Source organism: Mesorhizobium sp. B2-3-2, from assembly GCF_006442295.1.
Classification (GTDB): Bacteria; Pseudomonadota; Alphaproteobacteria; order Rhizobiales; family Rhizobiaceae; genus Mesorhizobium.
Genome location: NZ_VFWA01000016.1, coordinates 59,474 through 79,362 on the forward strand (window position 1 = coordinate 59,474; position 19,889 = coordinate 79,362).

At 63.2% G+C, this 19,889-nt stretch carries 21 protein-coding genes and 1 other RNA gene; 12 read left to right on the forward strand and 10 right to left on the reverse strand.

Annotation, left to right across the window (positions count from 1 at the left end; genetic code table 11):
* Positions 1-26 precede the first annotated feature (26 nt).
* Positions 27-656, forward strand: a complete 630-nt coding sequence (locus tag FJ964_RS25800) for an MOSC domain-containing protein (protein WP_140553064.1) — start codon at positions 27-29, stop codon at positions 654-656.
* 42 nt (positions 657-698) lie between these two features.
* Here FJ964_RS25800 and FJ964_RS25805 read toward each other — a convergent pair whose 3' ends face one another.
* From FJ964_RS25805 to tsaA, 4 genes are all read right to left on the reverse strand, one after another.
* Positions 699-1,538 carry an SDR family oxidoreductase gene (locus FJ964_RS25805; RefSeq protein WP_140553066.1) on the reverse strand — a complete coding sequence of 280 codons (840 nt, stop codon included), beginning with the start codon at positions 1,536-1,538 and terminating at the stop codon, positions 699-701.
* A gap of 134 nt (positions 1,539-1,672) precedes the next feature.
* Entirely contained in the window at positions 1,673-2,629 is a 957-nt protein-coding gene (locus FJ964_RS25810; protein ID WP_140553067.1) for a D-amino acid aminotransferase, read from the reverse strand.
* A gap of 130 nt (positions 2,630-2,759) precedes the next feature.
* Complete coding sequence (locus FJ964_RS25815; RefSeq protein WP_140553168.1) at positions 2,760-3,074, reverse strand: DUF2293 domain-containing protein; 315 nt, start codon at positions 3,072-3,074, stop codon at positions 2,760-2,762.
* Positions 3,074-3,595, reverse strand: a complete 522-nt coding sequence (tsaA, locus tag FJ964_RS25820; protein WP_140553069.1) for a tRNA (N6-threonylcarbamoyladenosine(37)-N6)-methyltransferase TrmO — start codon at positions 3,593-3,595, stop codon at positions 3,074-3,076. The genes FJ964_RS25815 and tsaA overlap by 1 nt, the downstream gene beginning before the upstream one ends.
* 177 nt (positions 3,596-3,772) lie before the next feature.
* Between tsaA and FJ964_RS25825 the strand changes: the two genes are divergently transcribed.
* Both FJ964_RS25825 and metF read left to right on the forward strand, forming a co-directional pair.
* Complete coding sequence (locus tag FJ964_RS25825) at positions 3,773-4,795, forward strand: metalloregulator ArsR/SmtB family transcription factor (protein ID WP_140553070.1); 1,023 nt, start codon at positions 3,773-3,775, stop codon at positions 4,793-4,795.
* Positions 4,795-5,712: a methylenetetrahydrofolate reductase [NAD(P)H] gene (gene metF / locus FJ964_RS25830; RefSeq protein ID WP_140553072.1), complete on the forward strand. Its 918-nt coding sequence runs from the start codon at positions 4,795-4,797 to the stop codon at positions 5,710-5,712. The genes FJ964_RS25825 and metF overlap by 1 nt, the downstream gene beginning before the upstream one ends.
* 371 nt (positions 5,713-6,083) lie before the next feature.
* On the opposite strand, the gene FJ964_RS25835 is transcribed toward metF, so the two are convergent.
* Positions 6,084-7,013, reverse strand: a complete 930-nt coding sequence (locus FJ964_RS25835; protein WP_140553074.1) for a DMT family transporter — start codon at positions 7,011-7,013, stop codon at positions 6,084-6,086.
* A 204-nt stretch (positions 7,014-7,217) separates the two neighbouring features.
* On the opposite strand from FJ964_RS25835, the gene FJ964_RS25840 reads away from it, so the two are divergent.
* On the forward strand, positions 7,218-8,438 hold the full coding sequence (locus tag FJ964_RS25840) for an alanine racemase (RefSeq protein WP_140553076.1): 1,221 nt from the start codon (positions 7,218-7,220) through the stop codon (positions 8,436-8,438).
* 70 nt (positions 8,439-8,508) lie between these two features.
* Here FJ964_RS25840 and FJ964_RS25845 read toward each other — a convergent pair whose 3' ends face one another.
* On the reverse strand, positions 8,509-9,687 hold the full coding sequence (locus tag FJ964_RS25845) for a lytic murein transglycosylase (RefSeq protein WP_140553078.1): 1,179 nt from the start codon (positions 9,685-9,687) through the stop codon (positions 8,509-8,511).
* Positions 9,688-9,932: 245 nt separating this feature from the next.
* Positions 9,933-10,727 carry a GH25 family lysozyme gene (locus FJ964_RS25850; RefSeq protein ID WP_140553080.1) on the reverse strand — a complete coding sequence of 265 codons (795 nt, stop codon included), beginning with the start codon at positions 10,725-10,727 and terminating at the stop codon, positions 9,933-9,935.
* A 316-nt stretch (positions 10,728-11,043) separates the two neighbouring features.
* On the opposite strand from FJ964_RS25850, the gene FJ964_RS25855 reads away from it, so the two are divergent.
* Positions 11,044-12,423, forward strand: coding sequence for a serine hydrolase (locus tag FJ964_RS25855; protein ID WP_140553082.1), 1,380 nt, complete (start codon positions 11,044-11,046; stop codon positions 12,421-12,423).
* A 4-nt stretch (positions 12,424-12,427) separates the two neighbouring features.
* On the opposite strand, the gene FJ964_RS25860 is transcribed toward FJ964_RS25855, so the two are convergent.
* The gene (locus tag FJ964_RS25860) at positions 12,428-13,093 is read right to left on the reverse strand and encodes a class I SAM-dependent methyltransferase (protein WP_140553084.1); all 666 of its coding nucleotides are present in this window, start codon (positions 13,091-13,093) and stop codon (positions 12,428-12,430) included.
* On the reverse strand, positions 13,093-14,337 hold the full coding sequence (locus FJ964_RS25865; RefSeq protein WP_224713378.1) for a DUF3419 family protein: 1,245 nt from the start codon (positions 14,335-14,337) through the stop codon (positions 13,093-13,095). The genes FJ964_RS25860 and FJ964_RS25865 overlap by 1 nt, the downstream gene beginning before the upstream one ends.
* Before the next feature lie 238 nt (positions 14,338-14,575).
* On the opposite strand from FJ964_RS25865, the gene FJ964_RS25870 reads away from it, so the two are divergent.
* The 7 genes from FJ964_RS25870 (at position 14,576) to FJ964_RS25900 (ending at position 18,520) form a co-directional block, all read left to right on the forward strand.
* Positions 14,576-14,785 (forward strand): hypothetical protein, encoded by a 210-nt coding sequence (locus FJ964_RS25870; RefSeq protein ID WP_140495184.1) that lies wholly within the window; start codon positions 14,576-14,578, stop codon positions 14,783-14,785.
* A 152-nt stretch (positions 14,786-14,937) separates the two neighbouring features.
* The gene (locus FJ964_RS25875; RefSeq protein WP_140495186.1) at positions 14,938-15,657 is read left to right on the forward strand and encodes a DnaJ family molecular chaperone; all 720 of its coding nucleotides are present in this window, start codon (positions 14,938-14,940) and stop codon (positions 15,655-15,657) included.
* Positions 15,654-16,409 carry an N-acetylmuramoyl-L-alanine amidase gene (locus tag FJ964_RS25880; protein WP_140553088.1) on the forward strand — a complete coding sequence of 252 codons (756 nt, stop codon included), beginning with the start codon at positions 15,654-15,656 and terminating at the stop codon, positions 16,407-16,409. The genes FJ964_RS25875 and FJ964_RS25880 overlap by 4 nt, the downstream gene beginning before the upstream one ends.
* Positions 16,410-16,620: 211 nt before the next feature.
* Positions 16,621-17,337 (forward strand): lytic transglycosylase domain-containing protein, encoded by a 717-nt coding sequence (locus tag FJ964_RS25885; protein ID WP_140553090.1) that lies wholly within the window; start codon positions 16,621-16,623, stop codon positions 17,335-17,337.
* A 65-nt stretch (positions 17,338-17,402) separates the two neighbouring features.
* Positions 17,403-17,812: RNase P RNA component class A (gene rnpB / locus FJ964_RS25890), an RNA gene on the forward strand.
* Between the two features lie 167 nt (positions 17,813-17,979).
* A complete protein-coding gene (locus FJ964_RS25895; protein WP_140553092.1) occupies positions 17,980-18,264 on the forward strand; it encodes a type II toxin-antitoxin system ParD family antitoxin in 285 nt (94 codons plus the stop codon).
* Positions 18,265-18,334: 70 nt separating this feature from the next.
* Positions 18,335-18,520 carry a type II toxin-antitoxin system RelE/ParE family toxin gene (locus FJ964_RS25900; protein ID WP_224659775.1) on the forward strand — a complete coding sequence of 62 codons (186 nt, stop codon included), beginning with the start codon at positions 18,335-18,337 and terminating at the stop codon, positions 18,518-18,520.
* On the opposite strand, the gene FJ964_RS25905 is transcribed toward FJ964_RS25900, so the two are convergent.
* Positions 18,500-19,615, reverse strand: a complete 1,116-nt coding sequence (locus FJ964_RS25905; RefSeq protein ID WP_140553096.1) for a cystathionine gamma-lyase — start codon at positions 19,613-19,615, stop codon at positions 18,500-18,502. The genes FJ964_RS25900 and FJ964_RS25905 overlap by 21 nt on opposite strands.
* Positions 19,616-19,889: the final 274 nt, after the last annotated feature.

Consider the following 19,889-nt stretch of genomic DNA (forward strand, 5'->3'; position numbering starts at 1 on the left):
TTGCGGAGGGCCTCTAGACCAGACCGATGCAGGAAACCAACCCAAGGCTTTTTCCGGCGGACCTGACGGTCGACATCGTGCCGGGCCGCAGGCTGGCGGCAAGGGCGGCGGCGCTCTATGCCGCACCGTTCGACCATTTCGCGACCAAGGCGGTCGAGGAATTGCAACTGGGCTTCGACGGCATAGCGGGCGATTTTCATGCCGGGACAACGCGACGCTCCGGCGGGCGCGAACCCTGGTATCCGCGCGGCACCGAGATGCGCAACGAGAGGCAGTTGTCGCTGGTGGCGGCGGACGAACTCGCGCTGGTCGCCGAACGCATGGGCATCGAGGAGATCAAGCCCGAGTGGATCGGCGCCAATTTGCTGATCGAGGGGATCCCGCATCTTTCGATGCTGCCATCGGGCTCGTTGCTGTTCTTCAAGGGTGGCGTGACGATCAAGATCGATGCCCAGAACAAGCCATGCCGCGTCGCCGGACAATCGATCGCCGAGCATGTCAGGGCGGCGGACCACGTCGCCACCGCGCTGCTCTTTCCGAAAGTGGCCAAGCGGCTGCGGGGCCTTGTCGCCTGGGTCGAGAAGCCTGGCGTCGTCAGGTCCGGCGAGGAAATCTCCGTGCGGGTGCCCGAGCAGTGGATTTATCGCGCCTTATGAGACAGCCACGCCGCTCGAAACGGCGTGGCTGAGCGACCCGGACTAGGCCTTGCGGTTCTTGTTGGCGCCTTGCGCCATGACCGAAACATGGTCCCACTTTTCCCAGGTGGCGATGCGGTTGGCGTATTCCTGCTTGATCATCGGCAGCCCGCCGTCGCCGAAGAACACTCTGAGAGGTGGCTCGGCTGCGTCGACGATGGCCAGCATCGCCGGTCCGGTGGCCTCGGGATCGCCGGCCACGGTGCGGCTGCGGCGCTCTGCCATGGCGGCGCGGGCGGGCGCATAGGCGTCCAGCGCTTTGGAGACCTTGGCCGACGGACCGGCCCAGTCGGTGGAGAAGCCGCCGGGCTCGACCAGCGTGACATGGATGCCGAACTCCGCGACCTCGAGGCTCAGCGACTGGCTGAAGGCTTCCAGCGCCCATTTCGAGGCGTGGTAGAGGCCAAGCGAGGCGAAGGCATTGACGCCGCCGATCGACGAGATCTGGATGATGTGACCGGAGCGCTGCGGCCGCATGATCGGCAAGGCGGCCTGGGTGACCCAGAGCGCGCCGAACACATTGGTTTCGATCTGGTCGCGGGCTTCCTGTTCGCTGATCTCCTCGATGGCGCCGAAATGGCCATAGCCGGCATTGTTGATGACGATGTCGAGCCGGCCAAACCGCTTGTGCGCCTCAGCGATTGCGGCATCGACGGCTTTCTTGTCGGTGACATCGAGCTTTATCGCGGCGATGTTGTCGCCATATTTCTCGACGAGATCGGCGAGCGTGCCGGCATCGCGGGCGGTTGCCGCGACGCGGTCGCCGCGAGCGAGCGCGGCCTCGGCCCAGACGCGGCCAAAACCCTTCGACGATCCGGTGATGAACCAAACCTTGTTTGTCATGATGAAGTCCTTGCCCGTGCGGGCTGTGATTTTTCAGAGATAAGCGGAGGCTTCTCCGCTTTTTGCCATATACGATGCGTCCCGCGACTTTCCAGAGGCGGTGGCGGAATTATTTGGACGGGAGCCACGACCGGTCAGGGATAGCGTACAGCGCTCGACCAGGCTGGATCCTCATGCTTGTCCCAATAGAGCGCCATCAGTCGGCGGGTGATCGCGCCGGGCCTGCCGTCCGCGACCGGGCTGCCGTCGATCATCGTGACCGGCATGATGCCGCCGGCTGTCGAGGTGATGAAGACCTCGTCGGCCTCGCGCAATGCCGCGACGCTGACGTCGGCCGGGGAGGCGAACAGGCCTTCCAGCGCACAGAGATCGAAGACGGTGCGGCGGGTTATGCCGGGCAGGACGCCGATGGCCGGTGTCGAGAGCTTGCCGTCCTTGACACAGAAGACGTTGAAGCCCGGACCTTCGGCGATATTGCCGTTGAAGTCGAGAATGAGCGCTGTCTCCGCGCCGCGGTCATAGGCATCGTAAAGGCCGCGCACCAGGTCGAGCCAGTGGTAATTCTTGACCGCCGGGTCGATCGAGGCCGGCGGAATGCGCACCTTGTCGCTGATGGCGACATTGAGGCCGCGCTGTAACTGCTCGGCATTGGCGACCGAGCCGAACGGCACGGCAAATGCCATGAAGCGATTGATCGACTGCCGCGGATCGCGGCTGAAAGTAGGGGAAGCGCCGCGCGTGCACAGCATTTCGACATAGGCGGCGCGGTGTCCCGACAGTGCCACGCAATCGTGCAGGATCCCGGTCACGCCGTCGCGGTCGAACGGGATCGTCATGCGCAATTTCTCCAGTCCTCCGAAGAAGCGGTCGAGATGCAGGTCAAGCCTGAAGAAGCGGCCGTTCCAGACATGCACCGTGTCGTAAGTGGCATCGGAATGCAGGAACCCCCAGTCCAGCACGGAAACCTTGGCTTGCGACATCGGCAGGTACTGGCCGTCGAGGAAGGCGATGCCGTCGGGATAAGTGTGCGGGTCGACGTGGCGGTCGCTCACCACAGGCAGCGACTGTGTATCCTGTGCGGTCTGGCTCATCGGCACCTCCTTGCATCACAGGCTATCGGTGTCAGGCAGAGGGCATAGAGCCAGTCATCCGGCGTCGTTCGTCCTCGAGGTGAAGTTGGCCAGCCATGCAACCGAGTGCCGTGCCGGACCGGCAACCGCTTCAATCATCCTCGTCGTCGGCGTCGAGCAGGCGGGTGGCGCGCCAGCGGGTGAGCACGACATTGGTCTGCTCGATGACGAAGAAACGTGCCGAGTCGCGGTCATAGCCTTCGGCGAGCAGCTTTTCGTAGTCGGTATGGGCGTGGCGGATATGGGCAATCGTCGCCAGCCACACGGCAATCGTCGGCGGCAGGGTCTTCATGTGAACGGAGCCGGCATCGGCTCGGATCTTCTCCATATCGGCATAGGGCGCCAGTGGCAGAAGCGCGGTCAGCGCCTTGGCTACGGCGCGTCGGCGGCCGGTCGGCGCCTTCATCATTCGTCGCGCCCTTCGATGGTTGCCTGGGCGAAGGCATCGGTCGATGCGAAATAGGGCTTGATGTCCACAACCGGGGTGCCATCGAGCACGTCGATGGCGTCGATCTCGATGCGCCCGCTGGCGATGTCGAGCGCAACCAGCTTCGCCACATGCAGGCCGATCGGGTTCGGTCGGGCAGGGGAGCGCAGGCCGAATACGCCTTTTGCTTCAGCCGCATGGCGCGGTTTCTGCACGATCAGAGTCCGCGGCGCGTGGTGCAGCCACGACAGGATGACGAGGTGGCTGGCTCGCTCCAGCCCTTGCAAGCCGGCGCGGTAGGGCGGGTCGATCGTCAGTGCTGCCGGCTGCCCGGTCTCGCGCGCCGCGCGCATGTTCTTGGGGCAGGTTTCGCGCGTCGTCCATGGCGAGACGATGCGGCCGATGAAGACGACGCCGCCATCCGCCGGCATCAGCGCCGGATCGATCTCCAGCCTCTGCTCGCCCGCCCGCACCTCGAACATCTCACGTCGCCCGGTCATTTTATCCATCTTTTTGTTGGCGCATGTGTTCGCCCAAAACCGCTACACATTTTCGGGCGACATGCACCGAGAAATCATGCATGCGGCATTTTGTTGTCCGGAAGCGACATAGCGCTTGCAAGACCTCGAAAATCGACATAAACATATGTTTATATCTTTTTCAAAGAGAATACGCTGATGCATGTCTCGCTCGACACCATGGTGGACACATTGAAGGCGGCGGCCGAATCGAGCCGCCTGCGCATACTGGCGCTGCTGTCGCGCGGCGATCTCACCGTGTCCGATCTTACCGAGATTCTCGGCCAGTCGCAGCCACGCGTGTCTCGGCACCTGAAGCTGCTCTTGGAGGCCGGGCTGATCGGCCGTTACCAGGAGGGGTCGTGGGCCTTCTTCCGGCTGTCGGATACCGATTCCGCGCGCGACTTCGTGCTGCGGCTGGTTGCCGGCATTCGCGGCGCCGATCCGCAGGTCGAGCGCGATCTCGAGCGGCTGGCCTCGGTCAAGCGCAAACGGCAGGATCGGGCCACCGAGTACTTTTCCGTGAATGCGGCAAGCTGGGACCATATCCGCTCCCTGCACGTGCCGGACCGTGCGGTCGAGGCCGCGCTCATGAAGCTCGTCGGGAAGCGGCCGTTCCAGTCGATGCTCGATCTCGGCACCGGCACTGGGCGACTCCTGGAGATCTTCTCGCCGCTCTACCGGCGCGGCATCGGCATCGACATGTCGCGCGAGATGCTGACCGTGGCGCGCGCCAATTTGGACAAGGCCGGCGTCTCCAATGCGCAGGTGCGGCAGGGCGACATCTTCTCGCCGCCGGTCGAGCGCGACGCCTTCGATCTGGTCACCATCCATCAGGTGCTGCACTATCTCGACGATCCCGCCCGCGCCATCCATGAGGCGGCGCGGCTGCTGCGCCCTTCCGGACGGCTGGTGATCGTCGATTTCGCGCCGCACACGCTGGAATTCCTGCGCGACGAGCACGCGCATATGCGACTGGGCTTTTCCGACCGGCAGATCGGCGAGTGGTTCTCCGAAGCCGGCCTCGATCTCGAAGATGCCCAGGAGTTCGAGCCGCGCGGCGGCACCGAGGCCAGGCTCACGGTCAAGCTCTGGCTTGGCCGTGACCGGCGCCTGCTGATCGCCGATCCTGCCAGTGACAGCCAGCAGACCAAAGTGAGTTCGATAGGGGAAATCGCCTGATGAACCAGTTCCGCTTTTCCCGCCGCCCCGACATTGGCGACAAGATCAGGGTTTCCTTCGAATTCTTCCCGCCAAAGTCGGACGAGATGGAGGCGAGGCTGTGGGACACGGTCACCCGACTGGAGCCGCTGAAGCCGAAATTCGTCTCGGTGACCTACGGCGCCGGCGGTTCGACTCGGGAGCGCACGGCGCGCACCGTAGGCCGCATCCTGAAGGAGACCAGCCTGACGCCGGCAGCGCACATGACCTGCGTCGACGCTCCACGCCCTGAGGTCGACGCGGTGATCCAGGAATTTGCCGACATGGGCGTGAAGCGGTTCGTCGCCCTGCGCGGCGATCCGGCCGCGGGCGTCGGCACCGCCTACCGTCCGCACCCGGACGGCTATGCCAATGGCGCCGAGCTGGTCGGCGCGCTGAAGAGCGCCGGCGATTTCGACATCTCGGTCTCGGCCTATCCGGAAAAGCATCCGGAAAGCCCCGACTTCGCCACCGACATCGACATGCTGAAGCGCAAGGTCGACAATGGCGCGACGCGGGCGATCACCCAATTCTTCTTCGACAACGATCTCTACGAGCGCTATGTCGAGCGCGCGCGCCGAGCCGGCATCTACATTCCGATCGTGCCGGGCATCCTGCCGGTGCACAATTTCACCCAGGTCGCCAATTTCTCGGCACGTTGCGGCGCGCTGGTGCCGGCATGGCTGGCCGAACGTTTCGACGGCCTGCAGAACGATCCGCAGACGCATGCGTTGGTCGCGTCGGCGGTGGCGGCCGAGCAGGTGCTGGATCTGGTCGAGCGGGGCGTGGGCGATTTCCACTTCTATACGATGAACCGGGCCGACCTCGTCTTTGCCGTCTGCCACATGATCGGCATCCGCTCGCATGAGGCGGAAGTGGCTGGCTCCGCAGCCGCCTGAACCGGGTTTGAGATGCAGAAAGGCCGGGTAAAAACCCGGCCTTTCAAATTGGTTGATTATTGGGTGCTGGTCTTCCCCGTTTTTGGCGGGTTCAGGGAAGAACGCCTATAATGAGGGCGCCGATGAATGCAAACGCAGCACAGATCATCAATGCGTTGATTGGCCTCGTAAGTCCCATGACATAGCCTCCTCTTAAAGAGCTATGGCCGGAGTCTAGGGTCATTTGTGCCACAGGCAAGCGGAAAATGTGCTGCATTGCGACGCGATTGTGGAGTTTGCGACCTCATTTTCGCCGTTAGGCGTTGAAACTTCTAGGCAAAACCAGATACGAACCTGTGAATAAATTATGGCGGCTTCGTGTCGTTGGCATGTCATGGCAGCGCTACCCTGCGGATGAACAGCCGCCCGTCTATGGTAATCAGGCCAAGACCGATCAGCACCATGCCGCCGATTTCGAACAATTCCAGCCGCTCGCCGAGGAACAGGAAACCGAGCAGCATGGCACTCACCGGCACGATCAGCGTCACCAGTGAGGCGTTGGTGGCGCCGGCCGAGGCGACGAGGTTGAAATAGAGGATATAGGCGAAGGCGGTGGACAGCAGCGCCAGCGCCAGCACCGCCGCCCAGACCGGCGCCGAGGCCGAGAGCAGGCCGGCGGGACCATGCGCAAGCAGCACGACCGGGATCATGATGATGGTCGAGGCGGTCAGCTGCCCGGTGGCGATGACCGGCGAGGGCACGCCCTTGAAGGGGCGAGCGACTATCAGTGCGACGCCGTAGGACAACGATGCTCCGATCAGCGCGAATTTGGCCCAGACCGGGCCGCCGAGGCCGGCCACCAGGCCGGGGCCAATCATCACAGCCGTGCCGGCGACGCCAAGCGCAATGCCGGCCAGCTTGTTCCAGGAAAGCTTCTCGTCCGATGTCAGGGCGTTGGCGAGGATCAGCGTCCAGAACGGCGTGGTCGCATTGAGCACCGAGGCGACGCCGGCGCCAAGCTCAGTCTGGCCGGCGAAGATCAGCGAGAAAGGCACGACGTTGTTGGTGAAGGCCAGCAGGAAGAACAGTCCTGCATGAGGAAGGGCAAGGCGGAAGGACGGGCCGCGCAGGAACAGATAGAGCTGCAAAGCGAGTGCCGCGATGGCGACGCGAAACAGCACCAGCACCAGCGGGTGAAGCTCCGCCAGGGCAATGCGGGCGAAGAAAAAGGAGCCGCCCCAGATCGCGCCGAGCAGCAGAAGCTGCGACCAGTCCTTGATCGCCATCGGTCCGCGCGGTGCTGATGTCGCGGCTATTGCCATGTGATGCGTTCCCCCCGGATGGCCGAATGCAGGCAGCCAGACAGAAGCCATATCCGCTTCGCAGGCAAGAACCACCCGAAACCTGCCCGATGGGCTGTCCCCCTGACAACCCTAGCCCTGCCGTCAGGCGCACGAGACACAGAATTGTTTTCATTGGCCGCTAGCTTGGATTAATTGTGCGCAGGCTAGGTCAAGGATTCGTCCATGCAGCGATTCGAGAATGCCCGCGAGGCGGCACTGGCGCTTCGCCCGGACGATCCGGTCTACTGCTTCCGCCCGCAGGTGCTGAAGGCCGATGCCTTGCAGTTCATGGGCATGTTCCCCGGCAAGACGGCTTATGCGGTCAAGACCAATGGCGAGCAGATCGTGCTGAAGACGCTGGTCGAGGCCGGCGTCTCCGCTTTCGACGTGGCCTCGCCCGGCGAGTTCGCCGCCGTGCGCGCGGTCTCGGCCGATGCCGAGATGCTCTACATGCATCCTGTCAAGGCGCAGTCGGACATCAAGCTGGCGTTGGAGACATACGGCATCCGCGTGATTGCGCTCGACCACGAGGACGAGATCACCAAGCTGACGCGGGTGGTCAGGGCGCTCGACATCGACCCGGGCGCCGTCAGCGTGTTCGTGCGGGTGCAGACCAAAGGCCATGCAGCCTACGAGTTGTCGAAGAAGTTCGGCGCCGGGCCGGCCTACGCGGTCGAACTCGCCGAGCGGCTGAACCGCACCGGCTACAAGGTCGGGCTATGCTTCCATGTCGGCAGTCAGATCGAGGACCCCGACACCTACGAAAGGGCATTGGCCTCGGCCGACTGGGTGCGCAACCGGCTGACCTTCGACCTGGCCGGCCTCGATGTCGGCGGCGGTTTTCCGGCCGAATACGGACACGATCCCAATCGCAAGCAGGTCGCGATGCCGTCGCTCGGCCAGATCATGTCGCGGCTTTCTGGAGACCTCAAGGAATACCAGTTCGACCAGATGCCGCTGGTGGCCGAGCCGGGGCGGGTGATCGTGGCGCGCTGCCTGTCGCTGATCGTGCGGGTGCTGTTGCGCAAGGGCAAGCGGCTCTACATCAATGATGGCATCTGGGCGTCGCTGTCGGATTCATGGACCGGCAAGATCACGCTGCCGGCACGCTTCATTCCCGATCCGGCGATCCGCACGCGCAATGGCGATGAGAAGACCATCGTGCCATTCAAAGTCTGCGGCGCGACCTGCGATTCCGTCGACATATTGTCGCGGCCGTTCTGGCTGCCGGAAACCGTCGATACCGGCGACTGGATCGAGATCGGCCATATCGGCGCCTATTCGCTGTCGCTGAGAACCCGCTTCAACGGCTTCTATCCCGACACTTTCGTCGAGGTGGCGACGTCGTTCGACGAGGGCGATGCGCCGGTGGGATTGGCGAGTCTGGAGACGATGGCGGATTAAGTAGTGAGTAGTGAGTAGTGAGTAGTGAAATCGGTCCGTCACTATTCCCTACTCACAGCTTCATTCCCTATCACAGCTTCGCTAGAAGCTCCGGCGTCGGCCAGCCGTCCACGGGCAATCCCAGCCGCGTCTGCTCCTTGCGGATGGCTTCGCGGGTGTTGGTGCCCAGGATCCCGTCGACCGTGCCAACATCGTAGCCCTTGGCTTCCAGCTTGGTCTGCAAAGCCTTCATCTGCTCGTTGTTGAGCCCCGGTTCGGGATCGCGCGGGTCGATCGGTGGCGCACCGGCCAGCCGCGCGGCAAGATTGGCCGCGGTCAGCGCGTAGGTGAAGGACTGGTTCCATTCGAGATAGACGTCGAAATTGTCGTAAGTGAGGAAGGCCGGTCCCTTGCGGCCCATGGGCAGCGCCAGCCCGGCCTTCAGGCCCTTGTCGACCAGCGGCGAGCCGTCGGGATTGGTGACGCCCCACTGCGCCCACTGCGTCAGCGGCAATTTGTTGGTGCGCCCGGTCTGGTCCCATGGCATCTCGTCGGGCACGCGCACTTCCTGGATCCAGGGCTCGTCGCGCTTCCAGCCGCGCGACAGCACCTTGTTGGCCGTGGTCATGATCACGTCCGGCACGCTGCCCCGCAGGTCGATCTTGCCGTCGCCGTCGCCGTCGACGCCGCGGGCGAGATAGTCGGAAGGCAGGATTTGCGTCTGGCCGATCTCGCCAGCCCAGGCGCCGTTAACGTCGGCCGGCAGCACACCATGATCGATCAGTTCCAGTAGCGGCACCAGTTGCTGCCGGAACAACTGGGGGCGGCGACAATCATGGGAAAGCGTCACCAGCGCGCTCAGCGTATGAAAATCGCCCTGCACGGCGCCGAAATCGGTCTCCAGCGCCCAGAAGGCGGTGATGACCGGCGCCTGGACGCCGAACTGCTGGTCGGCGCGGGCGAAGATATCGGCATATTTCTTCATGTTCGCCGCGCCCTGCTTCAGCCGGTAGGCCGAGATCATCCGGTTGGAGAACTCGGTGAAGGTCTGGGTGAAGACGCCCTGCGCGCGGTCGCGCGCCAGCGCCCTCTCGTCGAAGCTGGCATCCTCGAGCGCCTCGAGACCGACAGCGCCGACACCCGCCGCCCTGGCTTCCGCAGCCACGCCCTGCTTCCAGGTTTCGAAGTCGCCGCCGCATTCCTGCGCAATCGCCGGCAAGGCCGTGGCGCACAGGAACAGCGTCGCGAGGGCTTGGGAACGCAGTCGCATCGACTTCCTTTCGACATTCATGATTCCGAGCGGCCTGGCGTGTCCATCTGGATGCGCGCCGCCCCGGAATACCGGCGGTTGCACTTTTGCCCGCCGGCCGTGTCGAAAGCAGGCGGCAGGCCCGGTGTCAACGGGTGTTCTGCCGCAGCCCTTTTCCCAGGCGGCTTGGCTGCCGTTGACACGGTGTCAGCGGGTGTTCTGCCGCAGCTCTTTCTCCGGGCGGCCTGGCTGCCGTTGACACGGTGTCAGCGGGTGTTCTGCCTCAACCATTTGTTCCAGGCGGCCTGGCTGCCGTTGAAGACGTTTATATCGGACTTGCCGGTCATGCCGGGAACGATGCCGGTTCCAGTGTACTGCCAGAAGGTGAAGGGGTGGCTGCCATATTTCTGGCGCGGGTGGCCGGCGACGGAGCGTAGCCAGTAGGGATAGCCGCGGAAGGTCGACAGCTCGTTGTCTTCAAAGAAGTCCACCGACGTATAGATGATCGGCTTTTTGCCGTAGTGCCGCTCGACGATTTCGAGGAAGGTGGTCATCTCCGCGCGCACGGTGGCCGCGTCCGGCCGCAGTCTGCAGGTTGGCGATTTCGGGTTCCATTCCATGTCCAGTACCGGCGGCATGGCCGAGGGGTCGACGGGGACATTCCGGATGAACCAGCGCGCCTGTACCGCCGCCGGAGTGCAGAAATAGAAGAAATGATAGGCGGCACGAGGAATGCCGGCGGCTTTGGTGCGCGCCCAATGCTCGTTGAAATAATCATCGAAACGGTCGCCGCCCTCCGTCGCCTTGATGAAAGCGAAGGAAATGCCGCTGGCCTTGGCGGTCGGCCAGTCGACCGAGGTCTGGTATTTTGAGACGTCGGTGCCGTGAACGGCGTAGTTCCACGGCGCGCCGCTGTCCCATTCGTGCGGCTTGGAATCGGCGAAGCGGGGCGCACGCGCCGCAACCGTGGGGGCGCTGGATGGCGACAGTGGCGACAGATCCTCCACGGTCGAGCAGGCGCCCAGCAGCGTCAGCATGAAAAGAACCGCGAGACGACGCATCACAACTCCCGAGCCGGTTTCAGCCGGTCGCTGATGGGTCTGTAACTGATGGCCGGCGCTTGGTCTGGCCCCCGCCGGACGACAGCCCCACTCCATCGCCCGGTATCTTCAAAGCGCGCATTTTTCGGCGCGCTTCAACTATTTGTCTTCGTGCCGTGACCCCAAAAACGCGGCGCGCTCTTGGGCGACATGCATCTGTGATCGCCGATCATGGTTGATATCTGGTTGACGGCGCTCGACAACAGCCCTGATTTTGCGGAAGCAATGGCGGCAAATCGATGACATGGATCGAGCCTTCATTCGGGGGATGGGAAAGATGCGGATCATTGCCAAGATCGTCAAATGGCTGCTCGGCCTGGTGGTGCTGGCGGTCGTGGCGCTGTTCGGGTGGCTCTATTTCGCGCCGCCCGAACTGATCCGGGTTGGCTCGGGCTATTCGGCAAAGATCGTCTGCTCCAACGTTTTCATCGCCGGACGCGACGCCAACGAGGTGCTTGCCATTGACGTGCAGGCGCCCGGTCATCCCTTGCTCAAGCTGATGCGGGTCTCGGTCGACAAGAACCGGGGCACAGTCTCCGCCGGCCTGCTTGGCTTCCTCGGCAAGAGCATCGCGGTTTCCCGCGACGGGCTGGGCTGCGCCTCGGTTCCCGATGGCGATGTCGGCAAGGCGCGGCGCACGGCGATCCATGTCGAACCCTCGGCGGTAGGACAGGACGCGCTGTGGCCGGAAGGCGAGCGGGTCGAAGCCTCGCAGAACCCGGAGGTGGCGAAGATCGTCGACGATGCCACCATGACAGGCGCCGGCATGCGCGCCGTGGTGGTGCTCAAGAACGGCCGCGTCGTGGCGGAACGCTATGGCGATGGTTTTTCCGCCCGGACGCCGTTGCTCGGCTGGTCGATGACCAAGACGGTCAATGCCGCCATAGTCGGCACGCTTGTCAAGGACGGCAAGATGGCGATGACCAACCAGGGCCTTTTCGCGCCCTGGAAGGCCGATGGCCGCGCCGCGATCAGCCTTGCCGACATGATGGCGATGTCGAGCGGGCTGGAATTCAACGAGGACTATGGCGACGTCGCCGATGTGACACGCATGCTCTATCTCGAACCCGACATGGCGGGTTTTGCCGAAGCCAAGCCGCTTACCGGCGAAGTGGGCAAGGTGTTCTCCTATTCGAGCGGAACGGCGGTGATGCTGTCACGGCTCTGGCAGGATGCGGTCGGCGACAAGGCCAAGGCGTTGACGTGGCCGCGCACGGCGCTTTTCGAGCCGCTGGGCATGCACAGCGCGGTGCTCGAGACCGACGAGCAGGGCACATTCGTCGGCTCATCCTATCTCTACGCCACCGGCCATGACTGGGCCCGCTTCGGCCAGTTCCTGCTGCAGGGCGGGGTCTGGAACGGCAACCAGATATTGCCGGCCGGTTTCGTCGACTGGATGCGCGAGCCGGCGTCGACCTCGAAAGTCTACGGCAAAGGGCAGGTGTGGATCGAGGCGCCGGGCGACGAGGAAAATCCCGGTGCCGGCGTGGTGGCCGGCCTGCCCAAGGACACCTACTGGATGGAAGGTCATGACGGGCAGACCGTCGCCATCATTCCTTCCGAGCAACTGGTGGTGGTGCGGCTCGGCCTGACGCCGGCCAAGCTCGGCTATCGCCCGCAGACGATGGTGGGGGCGCTGGTGAAGGCGCTGCGCTAGCCGGTCAGCTGCTCGGCCGGACCACCGCCAGCCAGGCGTAGCCACGATAAAGTGTGCGGAAACGGAAGGTTGCGCCGGTTTTTCGCGATTCCGATTCCAGTACCTCGCGCAGCGTTTCACGCGGCGCGACGTGGAATTTTCTGAGCCAGCCGCGAAGCAGGGTCCGAAACCAGTCCGGCAGGCCTTCCTGCTGGCCGAAGTCGACGATGTGCAGGGAACCACCCGGAGCGAGCGTCGTCAGCGCGGCGGAGACCGTCTTTTCCCAGTCGGGGATCATCGACAGTGAATAGGACACGAAGACACGGTCGAAGCTGTCGCGGCCAAACAGTGCCTTTACGTCGAAGTCCGTGGCGTCGCCCCTTGCCAGCATGACGCGATCGGACATGCCTTCGCGGGCAATCGCGGTGCCGGCGGTCTCCAGCATCTCTGCCGAGATGTCGAGGCCGAAGAAGCGCGCGCCGGGATAGCTGCGGGCGGCGAGGATGATGTTGCGCCCGGTGCCGCAGCCGAGCTCCAGCACCGTGCCACCCGGGGGAACGTCCAGCCCTGATATCAGCCGGTCGCGGCCAAGCAGATAGTATTTGCGGGTCAGGTCGTAGATGTGGCGCTGCCAGCGGTAGACGCCGTCCATCAGTTCGGCGTGGCTGGCAGGCAGCTCGGTCGTGCTCATCAGGCGCGCTTCACGTAGAGATGAAAGCCGCCATAGATTGCCGAGCGGTCGCGGGCCGAGAATTCGCGCGAGGCGTCGCTCTCGTAGCTCCATTGGTCGAGCAGGGAAGCGGAGACACGGCCCGGAAGCAGACTTGGCTCGGCCGCGGTGCGGAAGACGACGCGAGCGCCGGCGGAGGCGGTGCGGGTGATTTCCGACCACAGCGCATTGAGCTGGTCGTCTGTCATCCAGTCCTGCGCATCGAGCAGGATGAACCGGTCGACCGCTCCGGCGTCCTTGCCTGCCAGAAATTCGATCAGATTGGCATGGTGGATGGCGACGCGGTCGACGTTACCGCGGATGGTCTCGTAGTTCTGCTTTTCAAGATAGGCGGGCAGGGCGGCTTCGCCGGGTTCAGGGTAGCGCCGGGCAAAGGCCTGCCAGGCGAAATAATTGTTTTTCAATGGAAAATCGCATGCGAGCTTCTCCAACCGGGCTTTCAGCACGCTGGCCATGGTGCCGTCGCCGGAGGTGATCAGGGAATCGTACTGCGCCGGTGGGATGCCGAGGCCGAACAGCGAGGCCTTGCGCGAAGTCGCCCATTTCAAGAGTTTCTTGTCAAACACCGGCGCCAGCTCCTCGTTGAAGAAGCGGCGCTGCTCGCCGATGTTCCTGGCTTCCATTATGCCGGCAGGGTCGACGCCGAAGAATTTCGCCGTGCGGTGGCCCATGGCGATGAACAGGCCAAGCAGGCCGGTCTGGTAGAAATTACGGTCGAAAACGGCGATGCGCCTGATACCGTGCCAGTTGCGGCGCTCCCAGTAGTGGCGGCTGACCGGGTCGAGGTGCGGTGCGATGAAGCGGTCGTAAGCCTGCGAATTGTGGCTGGTGCCGGCGGCGCCGAAGAAGCGGAACAGGTCGCCCTGCGATGGCAGGTGGCGCACGGCCTCCAGCTTCATGCGGTTCAAGGCAATGTGAGCGGCGTTGAGATCGACGGCGTCGATCCTGGCCGGCGATCGGGTGAGATAGGCCAGGATATTGCAACCGCCGGAGGCAATGGTGACGACGCGGTGGCCTTCGCCAAGCTGCATTGCGTCCATGTCGACATCGGGATCTTCCCAGATCTGCGGGTAGACCAGGCCCGAAAACAGGAAGGCGAACAGCCGTTCGGAAATTCCGGCCTTCGACAGGGGACGGTTCTGGTAGACCGCTTTTCCAACTTCCTTGCCGCGGCGAAAGATCAGATCTGCGGAAACGTCCGTCATGGCAAGTTGATTCCCCATTTGCTTTGCCGCAAGCGGGTAACGCCCGGCGATGACAGGTGGATGACAGCGATCCGCACAGGGGAGCGCAAGGCTGTTTCACCCTTGGGCAGGCACCCCAAGGGGAGGATGCGAGCGATGTTACATGCGGAAACGCATCGTTACGAAACCCATGGCTGAGTGATGCATTTCCTTCTCGACCGTTCACTGCAACGTGAGCGTGTGTTGAAGGAGAGATATCATGAAAAAACTCATTCTTGCGTCGGTGTCCGCCCTTGCGCTGCTCGGCGTCGCTGCATGCAGCGACAGCGGCACGGGGACGGATAACACCACCACCCAGAGCACCAATCCGCCGGCCGAGCAGCCGATGAAACCCGCGGCGCCCGCGGATAATTCGACCAAGCCTGCCGAGCCGGCTCCGGCAACGCCCGCTCCTGCGCCCGCGCAGTAGTCCATTAGTACCTGTGTTCTGGTGAGGGCCGGCGTCTTGCCGGCCCTTCGCCCAGGCGGGTAGCGGCTCCCGCACGAGACCGATCGTCGTCGAGGTATGATGCCGGCGTTATTGGCTTGATAGCGGGGACCGGTTGGCTCTAAGAAGCGGCCATGTCGATTTGGGACCGCCTCGGCGACTTCATCACGCGGATTTCGTCTTCAGCCTCGTCGGGCGTCGCCGACGTGGTCGAGGCCGTGCGGACGGTTTTTTCCGGCGATGCGGATCTGCGCCGCCGCGTTGCCTTCTCCGTGGCGATGATCGCGCTCTCGGCCAAGATGGCCAAGGCCGACGGGGTTGTCACCCAGGACGAGATACGCGCCTTCCAGGAAATATTCGAGGTGCCGCCAAAGGAGACGCGCAATGTGGCGCGGCTCTACGATCTGGCCAAACGTGACGTTGCCGGCTTCGAGACTTATGCCGAGCGCATGGCGCAGCTTTGCGGCTCCGGCCATTCGAACTGCATGATGCTGGAGGATATACTCGACGGCCTGTTCCACATCGCCAAGGCCGACGGGCTGATCCATGAGCGTGAAGGCCAGTTTCTGCACCGCATCGCCGAAATCTTCCGCATAGACGAGGTGCACTACGAGGCGATCCTTGCCAGGCACGTCAATCTTGGTGCGGCCGACCCCTATGTCGTGCTCGGCATCGAGCGCGGCAAGCCGTTCGAGGAGGTCAGGAAACGCTACCGCAAGCTGGTTTCCGACAATCATCCGGACCGGCTGATCGCGCGTGGCCTGCCGCAGGAATTCATCAAGATCGCGACGACGAGGCTCGCGGCGATCAACACCGCCTATGAGATGATCGAGCGGGGCCTGCGGCACGCATGAGCGGCTTCCTGCCCGACGAGCCGAGCGCCGAGGTCAGGGTATCGCCGAATTTCGGGCCACGGCGCGAGACGCTGAAGCCCGACATGATCGTGCTGCACTATACCGGCATGCCGACAGGCGCCGGGGCCGAGGCGTGGCTATGCGATCCTGCCAGCGAGGTCTCCTCGCATTATCTGGTGCATGAGAATGGACATATCGTGCAGATGGTCCGGGAAAGCGACCGCGCTTGGCACGCTGGCAAGAGTTCGTGGTTCGGACGCACCGACATCAACTCCTGTTCCGTCGGCATCGAGATCGTCAACCCGGGGCATTCATTCGGTTATCCCGGTTTTCCCAAGCGACAGATCGATGCCGTGATCGGCTTGTGTGCCGGAATAGCCAGCCGGCATGCGATTGCCCCCCAGCGGGTGCTGGCGCACTCCGACGTGGCGCCGGGGCGCAAGATCGACCCTGGCGAGAAATTTCCCTGGCGGGCCCTGTTCGAGGCCGGCGTCGGCCACTTCGTGGCGGCAGCACCGATCAGGCGCGGCGCCGTGCTGAAGGCCGGCGACGCCGGCGCCGATGTCGAGGCGCTGCAATCGATGCTGGCGCTTTACGGCTATGGGGTCGAAATATCGGGTGTTTTCGACCAGCAGACGCGGGTCGTGGTCCAGGCTTTCCAGCGTCATTTTCGGCCACGTCGGATCGATGGAGCGGCGGACGGATCGACGATGCGCACGCTTCAACGGCTGCTCGCTTCCCACCCAACTTGACCTTGGGTCAGGATGCCGTCCAAGTAATGCTTTTCCGACATTAAGTTACAATCTGTCACTTAAAGTGACTTGCTTCGCCTTCATTGCGCGCAATTCGGGCCTCAAAGGGCGATCCGTACAGTTTGTCGGATGTCTAACCCCCCGGATGATCCGACATTAATCAAGCAATGCCGCGCGGAGATCTTCGCGCGTTCAGACAGAACAGGATCACATGCAGAAATTGACCGTTGTAACGGCAGCTCTTGCTGCCGGCGTAGTGACTTTTGCCTTCGGGGCGGCAAGCGCCGCGCCGCTGAGCCCACGGGCCGACCAGGGGCTCGTCGCAGCGACCGCCAAGGGCAAGGCCATTTCGGCCAAAAGCAGCAAGGATGTGAAGGCGGCGAAGCGGTCTTCCGCGAAAGTGGAGAAGGCGAACTGGACCAAGGCCAAGAAGCCGAGCACGAGACAGAAGACCAGGCGAGGCCGCAAGACCGTCGATAAAACGACGACGGCATCGATCGGGATCAAGGAAGCAGTGGCCTCGACGGCAGCGGTGGCCAGTGGCGATCAGTATTCGGCCATCGTGGCGCGTTACGCCGCAAGCTATGGCGTACCGGCGTCGCTCGCTCACGCTGTGATCAAGATCGAGAGCAACTACCGGCCGAACCTCGTCGGCGGCGCCGGCGAAATCGGCTTGATGCAGATCAAGCCGGCGACGGCGCGGATGATGGGCTATAGCGGCTCGGCCAACGGGCTCTTCAATCCGGACACCAATATCAAATACGGCATGAAGTATCTTGCCATGGCGCGGGATCTCGGCGGCGGCACGACCTGCGGCACGATCCTGAAATACAATGCCGGCCACGGCGCCACCCGGATGAACCCGGTCTCAGCCGCCTATTGCAGCAAGGTCAAGGTGCAACTGGCGGCTGTCGGGTCGCCGGCGTGACAAGAACCGGTCGTAACCGGCTTTTTTGGTTGCGTTTTGTGGCGTGAACCCCTTTATACGCCTGGCCAGCTGGCTGGGCGGCCGCACCAGCAAAAGCCGAAAGGCCGCGGGTGAGGAAAGTCCGGGCTCCATGGAGACACGGTGCCGGCTAATGGCCGGCGGGGGCGACCCCAGGGAAAGTGCCACAGAAAGCAAACCGCCACGACTTGGCTTTGCCGGGTCGGGGCAAGGGTGAAAGGGTGGAGTAAGAGCCCACCGCGCGACTGGCAACAGGAGCGGCACGGTAAACCCCACCGGGAGCAAGACCGAATAGGGGCGGTGCGAGGGGAAACCCTCGAGGGCTGTTTCCGGCTCACCGTCCGGGTAGGTTGCGTGAGGCGCATGGCAATATGCGCCCAAGATGAATGGCCGCCACGTTCTCGCGCCGCAAGGGGCGAGGGCCATACAGAACCCGGCTTACAGGCCAGCTGGCAATTTTTCTCCGAAAGAAGCCTTTGCGATCAGCAGGTTGCGTCCTCGGGCGCGCCTGTTGATTCAACGGCTTTTTGTTGCCTGCCAATCCGCATCCACGGTCGCGGGGACTTTCTTGAATTCGGTACGATTAATCGTACCATGCTTCAGCAAGTGGATGAGGAGCTGGTCATGGGACAGGTCGACGAACGCAGCATCACCCTCTCGCCGGAACTTGCAGCGGCGGTCGACGATGTGGTCGCCGCTGGTGAATATGCTTCGGCTAGCGAGGTGATCCGTGATGCGCTCCGGCAATGGAAGGATCGGCGCGATCTGCTCGGCTATACCCTCGAGGAGCTGCGCAGGCTGGTGCAGGAAGGCATTGACAGCGGGCCGGCGTTGGACGGACCGCCAATCGTGGATCGACTGCGGGCCAAATATCTGAAAATGGCTGGTTCCAAAGGCTTTCACGAGTGAAATACCGCCTGCTTCCCAAAGCAGTGGTCGACCTCGAGAATATCGGTGAAGGCGGTGGGATCTGCTGACTTTGCACCCCCTCTCGGGCGCGCCGCGGGACGACATCGCACCCGGTACCCGACATCTGATCGTCGGCAATTATCTCACCTTGTACCGTGTAGAGGACGATGCGATCGAAATCCTTCGCGTGCTGCACGGCCATCGCAACTTCGAAACCGACGACCTAACCGATTTGTCAGTCGCCGATCCTGTCTAGCGACGCCTCGATCGCCGCCCAAAGCTCTTCAACTGGTTCGCAGCCTACCGAAAGGCGTACGAAGCCGGCGGACACCGCGTCGCCTCTCTTCGACCTTCGCTCCGCAGAGGTGTGGACGCCGCCGAAGGACGTCGCGGCCTGCATCAGTTCGCAGTTGTTGATGAATTCCTCGGCCTTCTGTTCCGAAGCGAGTTCGAAGGAAACAAGAAAGCCGAAGCGTTCCATCTGGGCGCGGGCAAGGTTGTGCGAAGGATCGCCTTCCAGGCCGGGATAGCGCAGGCCCGTGATCGCCCGGTGACCTTGCAGGCGCCGCGCGATCACTTCCGCCGAGGAGCACATGCGGTCAAAGCGCACATCGAGCGTTTCGAGGCCGCGATGCACAAGCCACGCTTCGAACGGCCCTGGAATGCCGCCGGACGTTTCGCGCCAATCCGTCACCGCGGCGATGATGTCGGCGTTGCGGCACGCGACATGGCCGAACAGCACGTCGGAGTGGCCGTTGGGCGCCTTGGTGTCCGCGGCGACGACGATATCGGCGCCATGGTCGAGCGGGCGCTGGCCGAAGGGCGTCATCGTCGTGTTGTCGACAACGAGCAGCGCGCCCGCTTTGTGTGCGGCCGCGGCGACCGCCGCAATGTCGCATATGTCCAGCCCCGGATTAGCGGGCGTCTCTACGAACGCCAGACGATAGCCTTCGAAACCGCCATCAAGGAAGGTCGAGGTTGGCCTCACATCGTAGGCAATGCCGAGTGGTTTCAGGAAGCGTTCGGCCAGTGCCCTTGTCGTGTGATAGCCATCCGAAGGCAGAAGAATGCGGTCGCCGGTCTTGAGGACAGCGAAAAATGCCGCCGAAATCGCCGCCATTCCGGAAGGAAAGGCGACGCAGGGCGCATCTTCCAGATGCGCCAGCATATGCTCTACCGCATCCCAGGTCGGATTGCTGAAACGACCATACTGGTTGAAGCCCGTGGCGTCGCCCGGCGCGTGAAAAATGGCGGCCATGGTGAGTGGCAGCGGGATGGAATCGCCGACGGCAAGTGCGTTGCGACGGAGGTGGGCAAGAGCCGCGGCGCGCGACCGTGCTGTTTCAGACATCGACATTCCAACCCTCTTGGTGACCCTGGACGTGTGGTGAGACGCTATGCCCGGCAACAGCTCGCGACAAGGCGCGTCCGGTTGGGCCAGGCGGCTCTAAACGCTTCGTTAGGCTTAATGATCCATAAAGACGAGACGTGTTTTCAAAGCCGCTTCTATCGGTCGCGACTGCATGTTGTGAAGCCTATTCCCGTTGACGCCCATAGTGCCCCATGATATCCCATACCGATACCAAAGCCTTCGTTCCGTGTCAGGGTGAAGCGTACGCCAATCG

What these genes read in the sequence shown, in the direction of transcription:
- FJ964_RS25810 (WP_140553067.1), bottom strand. Translation starts at nt 2,629, where the DNA reads ATGAGCCAGACCGCACAGGATACACAGTCGCTGCCTGTGGTGAGCGAC.
- FJ964_RS25865 (WP_224713378.1), bottom strand. Translation starts at nt 14,337, where the DNA reads ATGACGGACGTTTCCGCAGATCTGATCTTTCGCCGCGGCAAGGAAGTT.
- tsaA (WP_140553069.1), bottom strand. Translation starts at nt 3,595, where the DNA reads ATGACCGGGCGACGTGAGATGTTCGAGGTGCGGGCGGGCGAGCAGAGG.
- FJ964_RS25855 (WP_140553082.1), top strand. Translation starts at nt 11,044, where the DNA reads ATGCGGATCATTGCCAAGATCGTCAAATGGCTGCTCGGCCTGGTGGTG.
- FJ964_RS25840 (WP_140553076.1), top strand. Translation starts at nt 7,218, where the DNA reads ATGCAGCGATTCGAGAATGCCCGCGAGGCGGCACTGGCGCTTCGCCCG.
- FJ964_RS25875 (WP_140495186.1), top strand. Translation starts at nt 14,938, where the DNA reads ATGTCGATTTGGGACCGCCTCGGCGACTTCATCACGCGGATTTCGTCT.
- FJ964_RS25895 (WP_140553092.1), top strand. Translation starts at nt 17,980, where the DNA reads ATGGGACAGGTCGACGAACGCAGCATCACCCTCTCGCCGGAACTTGCA.
- FJ964_RS25825 (WP_140553070.1), top strand. Translation starts at nt 3,773, where the DNA reads ATGCATGTCTCGCTCGACACCATGGTGGACACATTGAAGGCGGCGGCC.
- FJ964_RS25800 (WP_140553064.1), top strand. Translation starts at nt 27, where the DNA reads ATGCAGGAAACCAACCCAAGGCTTTTTCCGGCGGACCTGACGGTCGAC.
- metF (WP_140553072.1), top strand. Translation starts at nt 4,795, where the DNA reads ATGAACCAGTTCCGCTTTTCCCGCCGCCCCGACATTGGCGACAAGATC.
- FJ964_RS25805 (WP_140553066.1), bottom strand. Translation starts at nt 1,538, where the DNA reads ATGACAAACAAGGTTTGGTTCATCACCGGATCGTCGAAGGGTTTTGGC.
- FJ964_RS25905 (WP_140553096.1), bottom strand. Translation starts at nt 19,615, where the DNA reads ATGTCTGAAACAGCACGGTCGCGCGCCGCGGCTCTTGCCCACCTCCGT.
- FJ964_RS25850 (WP_140553080.1), bottom strand. Translation starts at nt 10,727, where the DNA reads ATGCGTCGTCTCGCGGTTCTTTTCATGCTGACGCTGCTGGGCGCCTGC.
- FJ964_RS25885 (WP_140553090.1), top strand. Translation starts at nt 16,621, where the DNA reads ATGCAGAAATTGACCGTTGTAACGGCAGCTCTTGCTGCCGGCGTAGTG.
- FJ964_RS25835 (WP_140553074.1), bottom strand. Translation starts at nt 7,013, where the DNA reads ATGGCAATAGCCGCGACATCAGCACCGCGCGGACCGATGGCGATCAAG.
- FJ964_RS25870 (WP_140495184.1), top strand. Translation starts at nt 14,576, where the DNA reads ATGAAAAAACTCATTCTTGCGTCGGTGTCCGCCCTTGCGCTGCTCGGC.
- FJ964_RS25880 (WP_140553088.1), top strand. Translation starts at nt 15,654, where the DNA reads ATGAGCGGCTTCCTGCCCGACGAGCCGAGCGCCGAGGTCAGGGTATCG.
- FJ964_RS25845 (WP_140553078.1), bottom strand. Translation starts at nt 9,687, where the DNA reads ATGCGACTGCGTTCCCAAGCCCTCGCGACGCTGTTCCTGTGCGCCACG.
- FJ964_RS25860 (WP_140553084.1), bottom strand. Translation starts at nt 13,093, where the DNA reads ATGAGCACGACCGAGCTGCCTGCCAGCCACGCCGAACTGATGGACGGC.
- FJ964_RS25815 (WP_140553168.1), bottom strand. Translation starts at nt 3,074, where the DNA reads ATGAAGGCGCCGACCGGCCGCCGACGCGCCGTAGCCAAGGCGCTGACC.